General features: G+C 38.5%; 14 protein-coding genes. 7 read left to right on the top strand and 7 right to left on the bottom strand.

Annotated elements, in window-relative coordinates; genetic code table 11:
• The first annotated feature begins 587 nt into the window (after positions 1–587).
• A complete protein-coding gene (locus tag DD649_RS00075; RefSeq protein WP_294100220.1) occupies positions 588–1,103 on the top strand; it encodes a polymer-forming cytoskeletal protein in 516 nt (171 codons plus the stop codon).
• A gap of 263 nt (positions 1,104–1,366) precedes the next feature.
• Here DD649_RS00075 and DD649_RS00080 read toward each other — a convergent pair whose 3' ends face one another.
• Entirely contained in the window at positions 1,367–2,704 is a 1,338-nt protein-coding gene (locus DD649_RS00080) for an OprD family outer membrane porin (protein WP_294101322.1), read from the bottom strand.
• 609 nt (positions 2,705–3,313) lie between these two features.
• Complete coding sequence (ansB, locus tag DD649_RS00085; RefSeq protein WP_294100222.1) at positions 3,314–4,357, bottom strand: L-asparaginase 2; 1,044 nt, start codon at positions 4,355–4,357, stop codon at positions 3,314–3,316.
• Between the two features lie 195 nt (positions 4,358–4,552).
• On the opposite strand from ansB, the gene ycaO reads away from it, so the two are divergent.
• The 6 genes from ycaO (at position 4,553) to DD649_RS00115 (ending at position 13,253) form a co-directional block, all read left to right on the top strand.
• Complete coding sequence (ycaO, locus tag DD649_RS00090; protein WP_336428487.1) at positions 4,553–6,307, top strand: 30S ribosomal protein S12 methylthiotransferase accessory factor YcaO; 1,755 nt, start codon at positions 4,553–4,555, stop codon at positions 6,305–6,307.
• Positions 6,308–6,638: 331 nt separating this feature from the next.
• Positions 6,639–7,496 carry a formate transporter FocA gene (focA, locus tag DD649_RS00095; RefSeq protein ID WP_294100226.1) on the top strand — a complete coding sequence of 286 codons (858 nt, stop codon included), beginning with the start codon at positions 6,639–6,641 and terminating at the stop codon, positions 7,494–7,496.
• 67 nt (positions 7,497–7,563) lie between these two features.
• Positions 7,564–9,846, top strand: a complete 2,283-nt coding sequence (gene pflB / locus DD649_RS00100) for a formate C-acetyltransferase (RefSeq protein WP_294100229.1) — start codon at positions 7,564–7,566, stop codon at positions 9,844–9,846.
• A 203-nt stretch (positions 9,847–10,049) separates the two neighbouring features.
• On the top strand, positions 10,050–10,859 hold the full coding sequence (gene pflA / locus DD649_RS00105; protein ID WP_294100231.1) for a pyruvate formate lyase 1-activating protein: 810 nt from the start codon (positions 10,050–10,052) through the stop codon (positions 10,857–10,859).
• Positions 10,860–11,362: 503 nt separating this feature from the next.
• Entirely contained in the window at positions 11,363–12,205 is an 843-nt protein-coding gene (locus DD649_RS00110; RefSeq protein ID WP_294100233.1) for a BPSS1780 family membrane protein, read from the top strand.
• A 166-nt stretch (positions 12,206–12,371) separates the two neighbouring features.
• On the top strand, positions 12,372–13,253 hold the full coding sequence (locus DD649_RS00115) for a LysR substrate-binding domain-containing protein (protein ID WP_294100234.1): 882 nt from the start codon (positions 12,372–12,374) through the stop codon (positions 13,251–13,253).
• A gap of 9 nt (positions 13,254–13,262) precedes the next feature.
• Here the strand turns inward: DD649_RS00115 and DD649_RS00120 are convergent, their stop codons facing one another.
• The 5 genes from DD649_RS00120 to DD649_RS00140 form a co-directional block, all read right to left on the bottom strand.
• Positions 13,263–13,982 (bottom strand): sulfite exporter TauE/SafE family protein, encoded by a 720-nt coding sequence (locus DD649_RS00120; protein WP_294100235.1) that lies wholly within the window; start codon positions 13,980–13,982, stop codon positions 13,263–13,265.
• Positions 13,983–14,184: 202 nt separating this feature from the next.
• On the bottom strand, positions 14,185–15,477 hold the full coding sequence (serS, locus tag DD649_RS00125) for a serine--tRNA ligase (RefSeq protein WP_294100236.1): 1,293 nt from the start codon (positions 15,475–15,477) through the stop codon (positions 14,185–14,187).
• A 112-nt stretch (positions 15,478–15,589) separates the two neighbouring features.
• Entirely contained in the window at positions 15,590–16,933 is a 1,344-nt protein-coding gene (locus tag DD649_RS00130; protein WP_294100237.1) for a replication-associated recombination protein A, read from the bottom strand.
• Between the two features lie 15 nt (positions 16,934–16,948).
• Positions 16,949–17,569: an outer membrane lipoprotein chaperone LolA gene (gene lolA, locus DD649_RS00135; RefSeq protein ID WP_294100239.1), complete on the bottom strand. Its 621-nt coding sequence runs from the start codon at positions 17,567–17,569 to the stop codon at positions 16,949–16,951.
• Between the two features lie 106 nt (positions 17,570–17,675).
• Positions 17,676–19,246: DNA translocase FtsK (locus tag DD649_RS00140; protein WP_294100242.1), on the bottom strand; the 1,571-nt coding region annotated here is incomplete at its 5' end.

Below are 19,246 nucleotides of genomic sequence, written 5' to 3' on the forward strand. Positions count from 1 at the left end.
AAGAATCTCATATATTTAATCTATCTCTAACAGTAAAAAGCACCAATAGTTGACTTAAGTACTTAATTTATAACTTTTATTATCTGCTTTAATGTTAAAAATAAAGCTAAGCTATAATGTGTTGCAATTCAGTTTAAATCCTTTATATTAATTGGCTAATTATCTTATCCTTACTAATACATAAGACACAGGATAATACGTTAAAGGCACTTTATTTTGTTTACTTCATATACACAAAATTAATACCAATAAAGTCTTACACACAATACGCTAAATTAGAGTTAAATTATCTTAGCGTTATGAAATCCTACACTCAAAAAATTAAAATAAATACACATTTTAATTGTAACAATAGAATTAAGTTAACTTTCTGTAACCTAATTACCTTATGTTTTATTCAGTCGTTATAATAATTTGTAAGAGATTAAGTAATGAGAAAATCATATCTTTTTATTAATACTAGTTTTTTCTTCTGGTTTCTTACTTTGATAGCATGGATTTTTAGTCGCTCTACCCTGAGCCTATTTTCATTTGTATTATCAATTCTGTTCTTGGTCTTATACTTTAATCAGAAAAAGGTAAGTAAAATGTTCACCAGAAAACAAAATAAATCAGCACCAGAAAATGCCATATCAACGACTCAACCAGAGATCATACCAATGAGAGAAGAACAAACTGGCGTGTCAACACCGACAGTAAGTGAAGAAAAAACCAATACTATAATTGCTAGAGACGTTGTATTTGAAGGCAATATTACGGCAAATGAACTCGTTCATATCTATGGTAAAGTGATTGGAAATATCACAGGAAAAGATAATACTGTTAAAGTAATGTTAAATGGTCAAGTCACCGGAAATATAACCAGCAAAGAACTCGTTGTTAATGGCAAAGTTGAAGGTGAATGCTTATCTGATTCAATTAGTATCGAGAACAATGGTGAGATTCACGGCGTTATCCAATATACCAGTTTGTCGATTAAAAAAGGTGGCATATTATCAGGGCAGGCAAAAGTAAAAAATGCAGCAATACAGGCAGAAAAAGTGACTGTACTAAAAGATAAAATTAAACAAGAAGTACCTGAAAAAAACATTGCATCATTATAACAAATGGCTCCTTTATCTATATCCATAATGAGCGTTATAAACATAATATTATAAATAAAAAACAAGATGACAAACATTCATCTTGTTTTTTTATGCTTAATTAACTATTAGTTAGTCCACAATTAATCGATATAAGTGCATTTTTTTATTATGCTCATTAAATTGATTATTAATATATATGCTAATCGTTTTTGTAGCACTTATTTTGGTAAGTTACTGCCATAATTAATTTATGACAGTGACTCAAACCAAATAGGCTAATTTTAGAAAATAGTAAATGGCATCATAACCATAAACTTAATATCTTTTTCATCTTGGAAGATATTACCATATCCACCACCCCAGCTAGGAATATCGGTATGATTATCATACTTGGTAAAATGTAATTTAAATGAAGTGTCTTTTGCTCGTCCAGTTTGAACGGTATACAGTATATCAAAATTCCAAGCACTCTCTTTTAGGCGTACATCTTGTGCATACTGCGTGTTAGTACTAGGTTTCGCATCCCAGCCATAGATATATGAGGTTCCAACTTTCCAACCCGCTAAATCCCAATTTTTCAAATCATACATAACACCTGCATATAATGCCTTTTCATTATTCGCATTCCAATCTGAACGGCCATCCCACCAAATGTCCATGCGTCCATTTGAAGTCGCCCAACCTGGGGTCATACGTTGTAAGAAATACCCTTGATTTCCTTCTGCTTTAACGTAAGTTCCTTCCACTTTAAAGTCGAATTGCTCATAGGTATAACCTAAGGTCATCGCTTGTAACCAAGCTAATCCATCATAAACATCATTCACACCACCATCAGTGACCTTATCTTCAGAACCGTAGAACTGATAAGACATACGTAAATCTCGGTCAGCAATTGGAACCGCATAAGATGCTTTAGCAAAATACTGATCCATATAACCCTTAGCTTGACCATAAGAACCCTCAAGCACTAATGAGTTTTTGAAATCATATTTAAAGCCAATTGCATGTAAATAACTGATCCCTGTTTGTCCATCCGCCTCTCTAAAATTATACATTTCAGTATACCAAGGCGCTTTATAGCGGTCAGTCCACATATAAGATGCGCTGAGCTCACCATTTTGCTCAAAATCAAAAACAGCACCAACTTCTAGCCCTCGATATGTTCCAGGCATGTAACTCCAGTGGGATGCTAATAACGTTTGTCCTGTCGGTTGAATATAACCCCCTCTCCCCCAGAAAGGACCATATTTCATTTTGGCAGCCGCTTTATAAATACTGACACCACTTCTATCACCAGTATATTTTTCATCCCAACGCGATCTTGCATCACTAAAACCGATTTCATTTGGTGCTGCCGGACCACTATTTGATAGTTCAATTGCTGTAAACGCAGCGAGATCCAACCCAATTACATCTTGAAAATAGCCAGACGAAAAATCAAGATTGGCATTAAATGTTGAGTGCTTAAGGTTATCTGCATATTTATTATATTTATCACTGCTTGGATTTAAATCTTTACGCGAACGATCTCGCTGCCAATAATACAATCCACCTGTTAGCTTTGAATCATCAAGAAATTGTTCTGCGTACATTATAGGTTGGTAACCAATAGGAAGCATTGCTATCGCTATTTTTAAGACGAGCAACTTCCTGCCAGGATTGACAAATTTATTAACCATTCTGTATTTCCTCTAATATTTTTTTAGAATTATTGTTCGGCCAAAATACGACTTAATTTTCAATTTGAATCTAATTACTCACAATAACTGATGTCATTTGTGATGCTATTAGCCTATTTTTCGCGACACGAATTATCAACATCGATATTAGTTTTATTGCCAAAACATGATCGATGACACATTAATATTATTTAGCAATACAAATTGCCAGTAACAAAATCATGCCAAAACAAGCCTTAATAAATTGAAATATAAGAATAATAAAGAGAAAACTAATAGAGAAAATACAGAATAAAACAATATTCAATCATCAGAAATAAAGCTTAAAAATTGCTATTTAGCCATCTTATTTGTTAAGTATTAGTATAATTGCTTAAATACTATCACCACATTGACCTAATTGAGTCAAAATCTATTAGTGCTACAAGTATATTTAGATATTTTTTTGTTTTTTTTGATAACAAATAATAAGCAATAATAGATATTTGTTTAAAAAAAATCCGCAACAATATTGTTACGGATCTTCATATATAAAAAACCAGTTAAAAATTAGTACTTCTCAAATAAGGCTTGAATTTGTTTCGGATCTTTAGTTTGTGTTAGAGCTAATTGCAATAATACACGTGCTTTTTGTGGATTAAGTCTTTCTGATGCCACAAAACCATATAAATTATCATCCACTTCCGCATTACGCGTGGTATAACCTGTTGGTACACGGCTTGAGCGCACAACCACGACATCTTGTTTTGCCGCATTAGCTAAAGCTTCAAAAATAGTTTTATACATATTACCATTACCAACACCTGCACTCACAATACCTTCAACACCCTCTTCTCTCAGTGCTTTGATAGGCGCTGCGGATGCATTGGCATAATTATAAACAATACCAACCGCAGGGAGTTTTTCGAGTTTATTGACGTCAAATGCCGCTTTATCACTACGTGGTTGCGCTGCTTGATAAAAAGTCACTTTTCCATCATGAATAAAACCTTCTGCCCCTGCATTAACCGCATCAAATGCCTGCACTTGTGTTGTATTCATTTTAACCACATTTCGACCTTGAATGACTTTATCATTCATCACCATCAATACTCCACGATCTCCTGCGGACTTGTCAGATGCTAATACGACCGCATTGTAGAGATTTAAAGGCCCATCGGCACCCAACGCAGTAGAAGGACGCATTGCTCCAACCAATACAATCGGCTTTTTACAATTTGTCGTTAGATCCAAAAAGAATGCCGTTTCTTCTAAGGTGTCTGTACCATGTGTAACAACAAAACCATCCGTTTTATCACAATCTTGATTAATTTTTTTAGCAAGTGTCAGCCACACTTGGTCATTCATATCCTGAGAGCCAATATTCACTAATTGCTCACCACTGAGATTGGCGATTTTTTTTGTTTCTGGAACCGCATTAATTAAAGCATCAATACCAACTTTACCCGCTTGATAGCTTGATGAAGTGGCAGAATCTCCACCGCCTGCAATAGTACCGCCCGTTGCAAGCACCATAATATTTGGCTGTGCTAATGCTGAAGCGGCAAACAGTGAAATCAGCGTAGCAAGTAGTGTTTTATTTCTGTGTTTCATCCTATTTTCCTTTAATTAAATAACCTGCTGTTATTATGTGGTTTTAGCGTACTGTTGTTGTGAGCTATATAATTATTTTAGGAAAAATATTTAGCTTTCAGATGATTTTTAATGAAATGAATAAAAAGCGTGAGCGCAGCGGTAAAAATCCGTATCATAGGCCGCCTGAAACACTCTATTTACAAGTGACTGACAATGAGCCAAACATTTATACCCGGCAAAGATGCCGCTCTTGAAGATTCCATTGATGCATTTCAAACCAAATTAAAAAAATTGGGATTTGATATTGAAGAAGCGTCTTGGTTAAACCCTGTACCAAACGTTTGGTCAGTGCATATTCGCGATAAAGAGTGTCCTCTTTGTTTTACCAATGGCAAAGGGGCTAGCAAAAAAGCCGCATTAGCCTCTGCCCTTGGCGAATACTTTGAACGTCTATCAACAAACTACTTTTTTGCTGATTTTTATTTAGGTAAATCCATTGCAGAAGGTGACTTTGTTCATTATCCAAATGAAAAATGGTTCCCATTAACTGACGATGATAGCCTGCCAGAAGGTATCCTTGACCCACGTTTGCTTAAGTTTTATGACCCTGATAATGCCCTAGCTGCGAGTCAGCTCATTGACCTACAATCAGGTAATGATGAACGTGGTATTTGTGCACTGCCGTTTACGCGTCAATCTGATAACACCACGGTTTATATCCCAATGAATATTATTGGGAACCTGTATGTGTCTAATGGTATGTCAGCAGGAAATACCGCCAATGAAGCGCGCGTACAAGGACTATCTGAGGTCTTTGAGCGTTTCGTGAAAAACCGAATCATTGCAGAAAGTATTAGTTTGCCCACGATCCCAGCGGATGTGATGGCGCGTTATCCAGGTATCGTCGAATCAATTGAGACCCTTGAAAAAGAAGGTTTCCCTATCTTTTGTTATGACGCATCACTCGGCGGGCAATTCCCTGTTATTTGTGTCGTCTTATTTAATCCACAAAATGGCAGCTGTTTCGCTTCTTTCGGTGCACACCCTGACTTTGGTGTCGCCCTTGAGCGTACCGTTACTGAGCTATTACAAGGCCGCGGGCTAAAAGATCTTGATGTCTTTAATGCACCAACATTTGATGATGAAGAAGTTGCTGAACATACTAATTTAGAAACTCACTTTATTGATTCAAGCGGTCTAATTAGCTGGGATCTATTTAAAGAAGATGCAGATTATGAATTTGCTGACTGGAGCTTTAAAGGAACTACCCAAGAAGAATTTGCAACACTAATTAGTATTTTCAATACATTAGATGCTGAAGTTTACATCGCAGATTATAACCATTTAGGTGTATACGCCTGTCGTATACTTGTCCCTAGCATGTCAGATATTTATCCAGTTGAAGATCTTCATTTAGCCAATAATGCGATGGGAGCTTATTTACGCGATACCATTATGACATTGCCTGAGAGCCAGTGGAAAAAAGAGGATTATCTCGCACTGATTGAGCAATTAGATGATGACGGCCTAGATGATTTCACTCGTGTACGTGAGCTACTGGGCTTAGCTGTCGGTAAAGATAATGGCTGGAGCAACCTGCGCATTGGTGAATTAAAATCAATGCTAGCACTTGCTGGCGGAGATCTTGAACAAGCACTCGCATGGGTAGAATGGACCCAAGACTTCAATAGTTCAGTATTAACAACGCAACGTGCTAATTACTATCGTTGTTTACAGACGTTATTGCTGCTATCTCAAGAAGATGAGCGAAACCCTGCGCAATATTACCCTGCGTTCGTACGTATGTATGGTGAAGAAGCCGTCGACGCGGCATCTGCGGCAATTGCAGGTGAATCTTGCTTCTATGGGTTATGGGCTATTGATGATGAATTAAAAGCGTTACCAGCACATCAAGCTCTACTTGCAGCCTATGAAAAACTGCAAAAAGCAAAACGCAACAATGCATGATATTCCAAATTAGATGAAGGCCTTAGGGCCTTTATCTTTCTATAAGTTAAATTAATGATCAAAGTCGCGACATTCACTGTAATTAATTAACATTTAAGTGCATATATTTACCTAGCTGAACTCTTTTTATCCAGTTTTTAAAAAATATTTATAAATTTTAAACTTTATTTTTATGTTAAATATCATTGAGTTAACATGATTTTTAACATTTACATCACTATTTTGGACGTTTTCTTGATGAAGTTTATGATCCATATCAAATTTCTCACTTATCCCGTTTGTTACTATAATTGCGTGCTATAATTAATCAACTTTGTAAGAGAGTGTTGGTATGAAAGCTGACAACCCTTTTAATTTATTACCACCTGCTATAATGGCCCAAGTCGCAGATGATTCTGGTGTTTATAAAACAAATAAACATCCTGCAATTACCTACTTGTCAGCGTTTACTGCCGGTATGTTTATCTCTATCGCTTTTGTATTCTATATCACTGCAACAACAGGTGCGGCTGAGGCTCCTTTCGGTTTTACCAAACTGATTGGTGGGATTTGCTTCTCCCTTGGGTTGATGTTAGTTGTTGTGTGTGGTGCCGATCTCTTCACTTCTACTGTACTTACTATTGTTTCTAAAGCATCAGGCAAGATCACTTGGGGGCAAATGCTGCTAAACTGGTTTAATGTCTATATCGGTAACTTAATTGGCGCATTATTTTTTGTGGCACTGATTTGGTTTGCGGGTCAATACACAGCGGCTAATGGTCAATGGGGATTGAATGTACTACAAACAACTAGTCATAAACTCCATCACACTTTTGTTGAAGCTGTTGCTTTAGGAATTTTAGCAAACTTAATGGTTTGTTTAGCAGTTTGGATGAGCTATGCAGGTCGTAGTTTGACAGATAAACTGTTAGTTTTAATTATGCCAATCGCAATGTTTGTTGCTAGTGGATTTGAACACAGTATCGCTAACATGTTTATGATACCGCTTGGTATCATGATTAAAGAATTTGCTCCTGCTGAGTATTGGACTCAGATCAATATGTCTCCTGATCAGTTTTCACATCTTACAGTAGGAAACTTTATTACAGAAAATCTCATTCCAGTAACTATCGGAAATATTATTGGCGGCGCTTTATTAGTCGGCCTAGTTTATTGGTTAATGCATTTACGTAGTAGCCAAAAACATTAATCGCTACTAACACACAAAAGATTCATTAAGATCTCACAAAGATCCATTGTTAAAAGGTAAAAGTATCATGTCCGAGTTAAATGAAAAATTCGCTTTAGCATGGCAAGGTTTTAATCAAGGTGACTGGCAGAATAACGTGAACGTACGTGACTTCATCCAGAAAAACTACACTCCATATGAAGGTGATGAATCTTTCTTAGCAGGCTCTACCCCAGCAACAGATGCATTATGGGATAAAGTCATGGAAGGGATCAAAATCGAAAACCGTACTCACGCTCCGGTTGATTTTGATACAGATGTTGCTTCAACTATCACTTCCCATGATGCTGGTTATATCACAAAAGAATTAGAACGAATTGTTGGCCTTCAAACTGATGCACCTCTGAAACGTGGTCTTATCCCGTTCGGTGGTATCAAAATGGTTGACAGTTCATGTAAAGCTTACGATCGTACATTAGATCCAAGCCTGAAAAAAATCTTTACTGACTACCGTAAAACACATAACCAAGGTGTTTTCGATGTCTATACTCCAGACATTTTAAAATGTCGTAAATCAGGTGTCTTAACAGGCTTACCTGATGCATATGGCCGTGGCCGTATCATTGGTGACTACCGTCGCGTTGCGCTATACGGTATTGATTTCCTGATGAAAGACAAATTCAGTCAATTCACTTCGTTGCAAGCTAAATTAGAGCAAGGCGACGATTTGGAAATGACTATCCAATTGCGCGAAGAAATTGCTGAACAACATCGTGCACTGGGTCAAATGAAAGAGATGGCTGCTAAATATGGCTACGACATCTCAGCTCCTGCAACTAACGCACAAGAAGCTGTTCAGTGGACTTACTTCGGTTACTTAGCCGCAGTTAAATCACAAAATGGCGCAGCAATGTCATTTGGTCGTGTATCGACTTTCTTAGACACTTATATTCAACGTGACCTTGCTGCAGGCAAAATTACAGAAGAACAAGCTCAAGAATTGATTGACCATTTGGTCATGAAATTACGTATGGTACGTTTCTTACGTACTCCTGAGTATGATGAACTGTTCTCTGGTGACCCAATTTGGGCAACTGAATCATTAGGTGGTATGGGTCTTGATGGTCGTACTTTAGTGACCAAAAGTACCTTCCGCTTCCTGAACACACTGTATACCATGGGCCCTTCTCCTGAGCCGAACATGACTATCCTGTGGTCAGAAAAACTGCCTATGAACTTCAAAAAATATGCAGCGAAAGTTTCTATCGATACTTCATCAGTTCAGTATGAAAACGATGACCTGATGCGTCCAGATTTCGACAATGACGACTATGCTATCGCATGTTGCGTAAGCCCAATGATTGTTGGTAAACAAATGCAGTTCTTCGGTGCTCGCGCTAACTTAGCGAAAACCATGCTGTATACCATCAATGGTGGTATTGACGAAAAACTGAAAATGCAAGTTGGTCCTAAACATGCACCTATCTTAGATGCAGTCCTTGATTTCGATACTGTAATGGATCGCATGGACCACTTTATGGATTGGTTAGCAACTCAGTATGTCACTGCGCTAAATATCATTCACTATATGCATGATAAATATAGCTATGAAGCATCTCTGATGGCACTACACGACCGTGATGTATATCGTACAATGGCATGTGGTATCGCTGGCCTATCTGTTGCAGCTGACTCATTGTCTGCAATCAAATATGCAAAAGTTAAGCCTATCCGTGACGAAGACGGTATCGCTGTAGATTTCGAAATTGAAGGCGAATATCCACAGTTCGGTAACAATGACTCACGCGTTGATGATATTGCTTGTGACCTAGTTGAACGTTTCATGAAGAAAATTCAGAAACTGCATACTTACCGTAACGCGGTACCAACTCAGTCAATCCTGACTATCACATCTAACGTTGTGTATGGTAAGAAAACGGGTAATACACCAGATGGCCGTCGCTCAGGTGCGCCATTCGGACCAGGTGCTAACCCTATGCATGGTCGTGACCAAAAAGGTGCTGTAGCGTCACTGACATCAGTTGCTAAACTACCATTTGCTTACGCAAAAGACGGTATCTCTTATACTTTCTCTATCGTACCAAATGCGCTAGGTAAAGATGATGATGTTCGTAAAACCAACTTAGCGGGTCTGATGGATGGTTATTTCCATCACGAATCATCTATCGAAGGCGGTCAACATCTAAACGTCAACGTAATGAATCGTGAAATGCTGTTAGAAGCGATGGAAGATCCTGAAAAATATCCACAATTGACTATCCGTGTTTCTGGTTATGCAGTGCGTTTTAACTCACTAACTAAAGAACAACAGCAAGACGTTATTACTCGTACTTTCACAAGTTCAATGTAATAATTAGCTTAAGAAGTTAAAATAAATTAAAAGCCCCTGATTTTTGGGGCTTTTTTAGCTATACCGAAATAATTTAATTGTAGTTAGTGGTAAACAAAAATAGCTTGAAAAAACATACATCAGTATGTAAGCCAAGTAACTTAATTGAGCACAGCTAATCATCCAACAATTTAAATTATGACGGATATTTTGGAGTTCCTGCTATGTCGACAAAAAATATAATACCAACTGCTGACACTATCCCGACAACGAGTCTTTCAATAACAGCCCCTCCTGCGACATTTGGCCGCATCCACTCTTTTGAGTCCTGTGGTACGGTCGATGGTCCTGGTATACGATTCATCGTTTTCTTTCAAGGGTGCTTAATGCGCTGTCTGTATTGCCATAATCGCGATACTTGGGACACTCATACCGGCCAAATTGTGACGGTTGAAGAACTGATGAAAGAAGCTGTCACCTATCGCCATTTTATGAATGCAACTGGCGGTGGCGTTACGGCATCTGGTGGTGAGGCTATTTTACAAGCAGAATTTGTTCGTGATTGGTTCCGCGCCTGCAAACAAGAAAATATTCATACTTGCTTAGATACCAATGGCTTTGTACGTCGTTACGATCCGGTTATCGATGAGCTGATGGATGTAACCGATTTAGTCATGCTTGACTTAAAGCAAATTAACGATGATATTCACCAAAAATTAGTCGGCGTATCGAACCATCGTACCCTTGAGTTTGCCCGCTATCTCACAAAACGTAATCAAAAAACTTGGGTCCGTTATGTGGTTGTGCCAGGCTGGAGCGATGATGACCATTCGGTGCATTTATTAGGTGAATTTACCAAAGATATGACTAATATCGAAAAATTTGAGTTATTGCCTTACCATGAGCTCGGCAAACATAAATGGGAAACCATGGGTGAAGAGTACAAGCTAGATGGTGTAAAACCACCATCCAAAGAAGTCATGGAACGCGTAAAAAATATCCTTGAAAGTTATGGCCATAAGGTTATTTATTAAAATTATTTCTAGGCTCTGTATAGGGCCTAGAACACTTTCACTCCCTGAATATAAACAACACACTACTCACTAAATATATCGGCTGCAATAAAGAATCCGTTTGCATGACTGCCATTTCCCTCTTCCAATTCGGATAGCAATTAACCCATTACATAAAAAATAATACTAACAATGATAATTAATAGCTCTTTTAATGAGTTTTAATCTCATTGAATAAGAATTTATAACTTAAAGTTCCCCATTAATTACAACTAAACTTTATAAAATTCTGTGCTAACTTTATATAAACTATTAATATAGTTTATATAGGGAAATTTTAATCAATCATACCTTACCAGAATAGTCTGCTTTATAATGCTGCCGCATATCGACATACTAGTGTTGATGACTTTTAGTATTAATAGCATCGATTTTACACAGAATAATTTCTAAATTTCATTTAAAATTAATAATATTGCTTTCACACTACTACTTTTATACTACTAATAGGTTCCTTCTTTATCATGAATAATGACAATTTTAATGCAGGCAACTCCCCTGCACCAACAAGTACGCCTTCCGTTGATACGTTGGTTTTTCTTAACCAACCACGTGCAGTTGATGCAGGTGAAGGTGTTAACTGGATCAGTCAATCCTGGTCTCTCGTTAAAGAAAAATTGGGAATGTGGGTCTTAATCAACATCGTATTATTTGCCCTTATCTTCATCGTATCCATGATCCCATTTTTAAATTTACTGATCACTTTCATTACCCCAATTTTTCTTGGTGGTATCATTGCGATTTGTGAAAATCAACGTAAAACAGGTCAAGCAGAAATTGGTTTACTATTTGCTGGGTTCCAGCAAAAATTCGGTGCATTATTTGCTGTTGGTGCAATTAACTTCGCCGCTAATCTTGTTGGAATGATAATCGCCTTTATTATTGGTGGTTCTGCTATTTTTAGTCTCATGATGGAAGCTGATCAATACGGTGGCCCTTCAGATGCGGCTATTTTTGCCTCTTCTGGCACATTCGCTATTGCAGCTATCGTTATGGGTATTGCTGCATTAGTGGGTACGGCATTAACTTGGTTTGCACCTGCTCTGATCATGAACCACGAATTCAAAGTAGGCGAGGCAATTTCTGCAAGCTTACAGGCTGTTAAGAAAAATATCTTACCGGGTATCCTATTCTTTATCGTGCTGGCCATTTTGGTTATTATTTCTGTTATTCCTTTAGGCTTAGGTTTATTAATCTCTATGCCTATTATGTATGTGGCTTATTACAGCAGCTACCGCAGCTTATTCTTTGCGGAAACAGCAAAAATGAACACTCAAGCACCACAGAATAATTCTATTATTCAATAAGATAAAATTAATCTAAAGTACGAAATTAGATTAATAAAAGATACACCAAAGCGGGAATATTAAATTATTACCGCTTTTTCTTATCATACTTTCCCTCTCTTGATACACTAAACCTTGTTAACTAAACCAATAATATTCTTTCATTAGAAATGGAGTATTCATTGTTATGCGTTTTGATATGACTGACCTTCGTTTATTTTTAAATGTGATAGAAGCAGGGAGTATTACTGGCGGCGCTTCGTTATCTAATTTGACGTTACAATCAGCAAGTGAGCGTATCCGTGGAATGGAAAATGAGTTAGGTGTATTGCTGTTCACTCGTTCAACGAAAGGTATTTCATTGTCAAACGCAGGGTATTCATTATCTGAACATGCGCATGTTATCTTGCAAAAATTCGAACATATGCGCAGTGAATTAAGGCAATATAACCAAGGCTTACGAGGTCATATTAATATTTTATGCAATTCATCCGCCCAAATGGAATTTTTACCTAAACGAGTTGGCGCTTATTTACAACAACAGCCAAACATGTCAATTTCTGTTAAAGAAATGTCGAGTTCAGATATAGTGAGCACAATTAAAAATCGCCTTGCCAATTTAGGTATTGTGGCCGACTCTACTGACTTAAGAGGATTAGAAACTTACCCACTTTGTGACGATGAACTAATTGTTTTCGCTCATAAAAATAGCCAATGGGCACAACGCAAAAACATCTCTTTTGCTGATATTGCTGAAGCCGAGTTTGTAGGCTTAACTGAAGGTATCACTTTACAGAAACATATCGATGCACATGCCCAACAACTCGGTAAGCGCCTAAGCTACAGAGTCAGAATGCCAACCATCGATGCTATTATGCAAATAGTCAGTAATGGTGTAGGTGTTGCCATTATTCCAAAATATGCCGCTAACCGGTTTTCCGATTCTCAAACAACTAAAGCTATCCCTCTCACGGATAATTGGGCACAACGTAAATTAGTCATCTGTGCCCGAAATTTCAACGAACTCCCCGAATACACCAATGAGTTTATTCAGTTTATTGCTAACTAAAAGTATTTTTTACTCTAATGTCATGTAACTACCTAATAAGATCAATCCAGCAAAAAAACATCGGCGAAACATAATTTCACTGATTCTACTTCGTAAATATTGTCCTATATACATTCCAATAATCGCAGGTATTAACGCGATAGCCGATAATAAATAATTGATACCACCAAGTTGTTGGCTCAATAAAAGCTGTATAGCCAATGCAATTGTAGAACCAGTAAATGCTAAACCAAGAGTCTGAATTAATTCATCTTTATTTAATTGAAGTGACTGTAAATAAGGAACAGCTGGGATCACAAAAACTCCCGTAGCGGTAGTTATTACACCAGTAAGATAACCAATAATAGGCGAAAGCTTTTTTTCAGAATGACGATTAATAACAGGTAACCTTTTTGCAGTAATTCCCCATATTCCATAAATAGACAACATGACTCCCAATGAGGGTAGTGTCCATGAAGAGTCTGACGTCAATGGTGGTAAAAAACTAAAAAAAGTCCCGATAAAAACGCCCACAATAAAAGGCCAAAATCGCTTGATTAACACCCCAAATTTAGGCCCAATGCAAAGTTGCCAGATATTAGTCACAAATGAAGGAATAATAAGTAAACTTGCTGCGATTATCGGTTCCATGGTTATACTCAGCAACCCCATGGCTATGGTTGGTAACCCTAAGCCAATCACCCCTTTAATGAACCCTGCTAATAAAAAAACACCGATTACTATTTCCATTATATTCTCTACAAGCTATTAATTTATCACGCAAGCGTAATCGTACTTATAATAAATACCTATATGGAAAATAGTTAGGAGGAGTCAGGAAAAAACTGAGAAGGATAACGTTTGTTGGTAAATAAAAAACCGCCACTTAAAAAGTGACGGTTTGATTTGAAATATGGGTTATTTATACGTTGCTGATAAGCAAATAACGATATTAACCAATATATTCTAAGCCTTTCATATATGGACGTAATACTTCTGGTACTTCTATACGACCATCGGCTAATTGGTAGTTTTCAAGTACTGCGACTAGAGTACGACCAACAGCAAGTCCTGAACCATTCAGCGTATGAACCAGTTGAGGTTTCTTATCGTTTTTACCACGGAAACGAGCTTGCATACGACGCGCTTGGAAATCCCACATATTTGAACAAGATGAGATTTCACGATACGTATCTTGTGCTGGCAACCAGACTTCAAGATCGTAAGTCTTACGTGAACCAAAGCCAATATCACCTGTGCACAAGAGCACTTTACGATAAGGCAAGTTCAGTAGTTGTAAAACTTTCTCTGCATGGCCAGTTAGCTCTTCCAATGCATCCATAGATTTTTCTGGATGAACAATTTGTACAAGCTCAACTTTATCAAACTGATGCATACGAATAAGACCGCGAGTATCGCGACCATATGAGCCAGCTTCAGAACGGAAACAAGGTGTATGTGCTGTCATTTTTAGAGGAAGTGATTCTTCATCCAAAATTTCATCACGAACCAAGTTAGTTACCGGAACTTCTGCCGTTGGGATCAATGCATAAGTGCTGCTATCCGCTTCTTCTTCAAGAGGCTTAGTATGGAAAAGATCTTCACCAAATTTAGGTAATTGACCAGTACCATACAGAGTATCGTGGTTAACAAGATACGGAACGTAAAGTTCAAGATAACCATGTTGTTCTGTGTGCAAATCAAGCATAAACTGAGCCAGTGCACGGTGCATGCGAGCAATTTGCCCTTTCATCACCACAAAACGAGCACCAGTTAATTTAACCGCAGCCGCAAAATCTAAGCCACCCGATAATTCGCCTAAACTAACATGATCTTTAACTTTAAAGTCATACTTACGAGGTTCACCCCAACGTGCAACTTCAAGGTTCTCTGAGTCGTCTTTACCATCAGGAACTTGGTCATCAGGAATATTCGGAATACTTAATGTAATATCACGAATTTCTTGCTGCAGTTTGTCTAACTCCACCTTAGCGGAATCCAATCTCTCACCTAGCTGGTTAACTTCCTGACGTAATGGCTCAATATCTTCACCACGTGCCTTAGCTGCACCAATAGTTTTCGATCGAGAGTTACGGTCTGCTTGCAGTGTTTCAGTTTCAACTTGTAAAACTTTGCGGCGTTCTTCTAATTCACGCAGCTTTTCCACATCGAGGGTAAAACCCCTGCGAGCCAGTTTTTCAGCAACCGCGTCTAGCTCCGTACGCAGTAAATTGGGATCGAGCATGCTTATCCTGTGATCATTGTTAGTTATTGATAGTACTTAATAATATAGTGCCTTCTAGCACTATACGTAAAAGTAATGTGTTTTACATTATAACCTTACCGCATTGCCCACATTAGCGATAGCGTTTTGTGGCGCTAATTTGATCCTGTTGGGTTAACCAGTCTAGTTTTTCTGCGATTTTAGTTTCTAGCCCACGTTTGGTTGGATAATAATAACGCGTTGCTTTCATTGCTTCTGGAAAATAATTTTCTCCCGCGGCATAAGCATTTGATTCATCATGAGCATAGCGATACTCTTTTCCAGCTCCCAGCTCTTTTAATAGTTTTGTCGGAGCATTTCTTAAATGCTCCGGTACATCATAATCCGGCTGCATTTGCGCATCTTTAATCGCCGCTTTATAAGCGGTATAAACTGCATTGCTTTTCGGGGCACAAGCTAAATAAACGATAGCTTGAGCAATGGCTCGCTCGCCTTCCGCAGGGCCAACACGCGTAAAGCAATCCCAAGCAGAAATTGCCACTTGCATTGCTCTAGGATCTGCATTCCCCACATCTTCAGAGGCAATCGCCAACAAACGGCGAGCGACATATAATGGGTCACCGCCTGCGGTAATAATTCTTGCATACCAATATAATGCCGCATCAGGCGCTGAGCCTCTCACGGATTTATGCAAAGCCGAAATTAAATCATAATAACGGTCACCATTTTTATCGAAACGCGCCGTGCGCTCACCGCTAACTTCTTTGAGCAGATCAGCTGTGAGAATACGCTGACCATGGCTATCCGATTCTGCCATATCAGCCATCATTTCAAGTAAGTTAAGAGAACGTCGAGCATCCCCATTAACCAGCTGAGCAATCATTTTTCTTGTGCTATCCGGTAGAATAATATTTTGTCCACCAAAGCCTCGAGAAGCATCTCCCATGGCCTGTAAAAGCACTTCTTCAATATCGTTCTCATCCAATGACTTCAATAAATAAACTCTAGCACGTGATAAGAGGGCTGAATTTAATTCAAAGGAAGGATTTTCTGTGGTGGCACCAATAAACGTAATCGTACCATCTTCAATATGAGGCAAAAAAGCGTCTTGCTGGCTTTTATTAAAGCGATGGACTTCATCAACAAAGAGAATTGTTCTACGCCCTGCACTTCGATTTTGGCGTGCTTTTTCTATTGATTCTCGGATTTCTTTAATACCCGACGTTACCGCAGAAATACGTTCAATATCAGCTTGTGCATAGTGACCGATAATCTCGGCCAATGTCGTTTTACCTGTTCCCGGAGGTCCCCACAAGATCATTGAATGTAAGTGACCGGATTTTATTGCACGAGGTAAAGGTTTACCTTCGGCGAATAAATGTTTTTGTCCGATATATTGTTCAAGTGACTCTGGCCGCATACGCGCAGCCAAAGGTTGAAATTCGTTCTGTGAAAAATCGAGAGACAGGTTGCCCACTATTTCCTCTTACTACTATTTAGTTCCTGAGCGTTGGTCATCTAGCGTAACGCCTTTTGGCACTGTAAATTTAAATTTGCTTGGATCTACATGACCATTTTTTTGTTCTTTTAACTGATAAGCACTGGTTTGCCCGTCTTGTTCAACAGCTGCAAATTTTTCGATAGTACCCTGAGGTGAAACGGTAATCGAAAAGCCTTTTAAGGTGCCATTGGTTTGCTTTGGTTTTAAATCAAACGTATTACCCTGCTGAATAATGGAATACTGCTTCCAATCTCTTGGGTCATTACGTGTAATTAATAAAAATGGCGTATCTTGCGTAGCATCAGATAAGTTGGTAACAGTCACTTGTTCAACAAATGGATTATAAAACCAAAGATTTTTACCATCAGAGACTAAAACGCTTTCATCTGGTGATGTCATATTCCAATTAAATAGGTTTGGTCGCTCAAGCCATAGCTCACCCACACCTTCTTGGATAAGATCACCTTCAGGACTGGTGACTTTTTGTGAAAAGCTAGCTTGAAAACTATTGACCTTATTCAGTCGTTCCTGAAGGTCTTGACTCGCATCAGCCAGTACTTGGCCAATATTTAAACTAAAGGCTAATGCGCCTAATAACATCATTTTTTTCATCGAAAAAAGACCTTAAATTTATACCTCAAGAGGCGTTATATCTTTATACACCCCTTGAGTTAAACCAACAATTGAAGGGGTAAATTATTCACACTCAATAAAACGATTAATGCCCCATTGAAGGTCGAGACAATACTTCACGATTACCATTATGCCCCGGTTCGCTGACAATTTGCTGAGCTTCCATTTGCTCTACAATGCGCGCTGCGCGGTTATAACCAATACGGAATTGACGCTGAACACCAGAGATTGAAACTCTTTGTTTTTCAACTACAAACTCTACTGCTTGATCAAACAATGGGTCGAGTTCTTCTTCACCATTATCATAACCACTACCGCCTTCGCTATCATCGCTACAGGTTGTAATATTATCGATATATTGTGGCTTACCACGTGCTTTCCAATCGTTAACGACCGCATGGACTTCTTGGTCTCGCACAAATGCACCATGAACTCGCACAGGAATTGATGAGTTTGGTGGCAAATAAAGCATATCCCCCATCCCCAACAAAGATTCAGCGCCACTTTGGTCTAAAATAGTACGTGAATCAATTTTACTTGAAACTGTAAAAGCGATACGCGTTGGGATATTAGCCTTAATTAAACCAGTAATTATATCCACTGAAGGTCGCTGTGTTGCAAGGACAAGGTGAATACCCGCAGCACGTGCTTTTTGCGCTAATCTAGCGATCAGTTCTTCAACTTTCTTGCCCGCAGTCATCATCAGATCTGCAAATTCATCCACCATCACCACAATATATGGCTCTTTTTTCAGCATTGGATGTTCGATTTCCATGCTGTCACTTGGTTTCCAATGTGGATCCGGTATTGGGCGCCCCATATCCGCAGCAGCTTTAATTTTATCATTATAACCGGCAAGGTTACGTACCCCGAGCGCAGACATGAGTTTATAGCGACGTTCCATTTCATTGACACACCAACGCAATGCATTTGCTGCATCTTTCATATCGGTTACAACTTCTGTCAATAAATGTGGGATACCTTCATAAATAGAAAGCTCCAACATTTTTGGATCTATCATAATAAAACGAACATCTTCAGGTTTAGATTTATATAAGATACTGAGGATCATCGCATTGACCCCAACAGATTTACCCGAACCGGTTGTCCCTGCTACTAATAAGTGTGGCATTTTAGCCAAGTCAGCAACAACTGGCTCACCTTCAATATCTTTACCTAAGACAATAGTGAGTGGCGATGGGTCTTTTCTAAAGTCATCACAATCTAATACTTCACTTAAATAAACGGTTTGACGTTTTTCATTCGGTAATTCAAGACCAACGTAAGGTTTACCCGGTATGACCTCAACCACCCTGACTGCGGTTGTTGACAATGAACGTGCGAGGTCTCTTGATAATGTCGAAATTCGAGCAGCTTTAACCCCTGGTGCCAAATCAAGTTCAAAGCGAGTAATAACAGGACCTGGAGAGAAACCTACGACCTCAGCCTTAACCCGATAATCGTTTAATCGTGCTTCAATCAATCTCGCAGTTTGTTCTAATTTGAACATATCCACCGGCTCTTCTTGCGCTGGCGGACGAGCTAATAAATCCAAAGAAGGCATCGGTGTTGTTGGTTTCGGTAATGGCTGGTCATTACGTACCAAGAATGGGTGAAATAAGCTATCTTGTCTTGGCTGCTGTGGCTGCTGTGGCT

The organism is Providencia sp. (assembly GCF_003533305.1).
Classification (GTDB): domain Bacteria; phylum Pseudomonadota; class Gammaproteobacteria; order Enterobacterales; family Enterobacteriaceae; genus Providencia.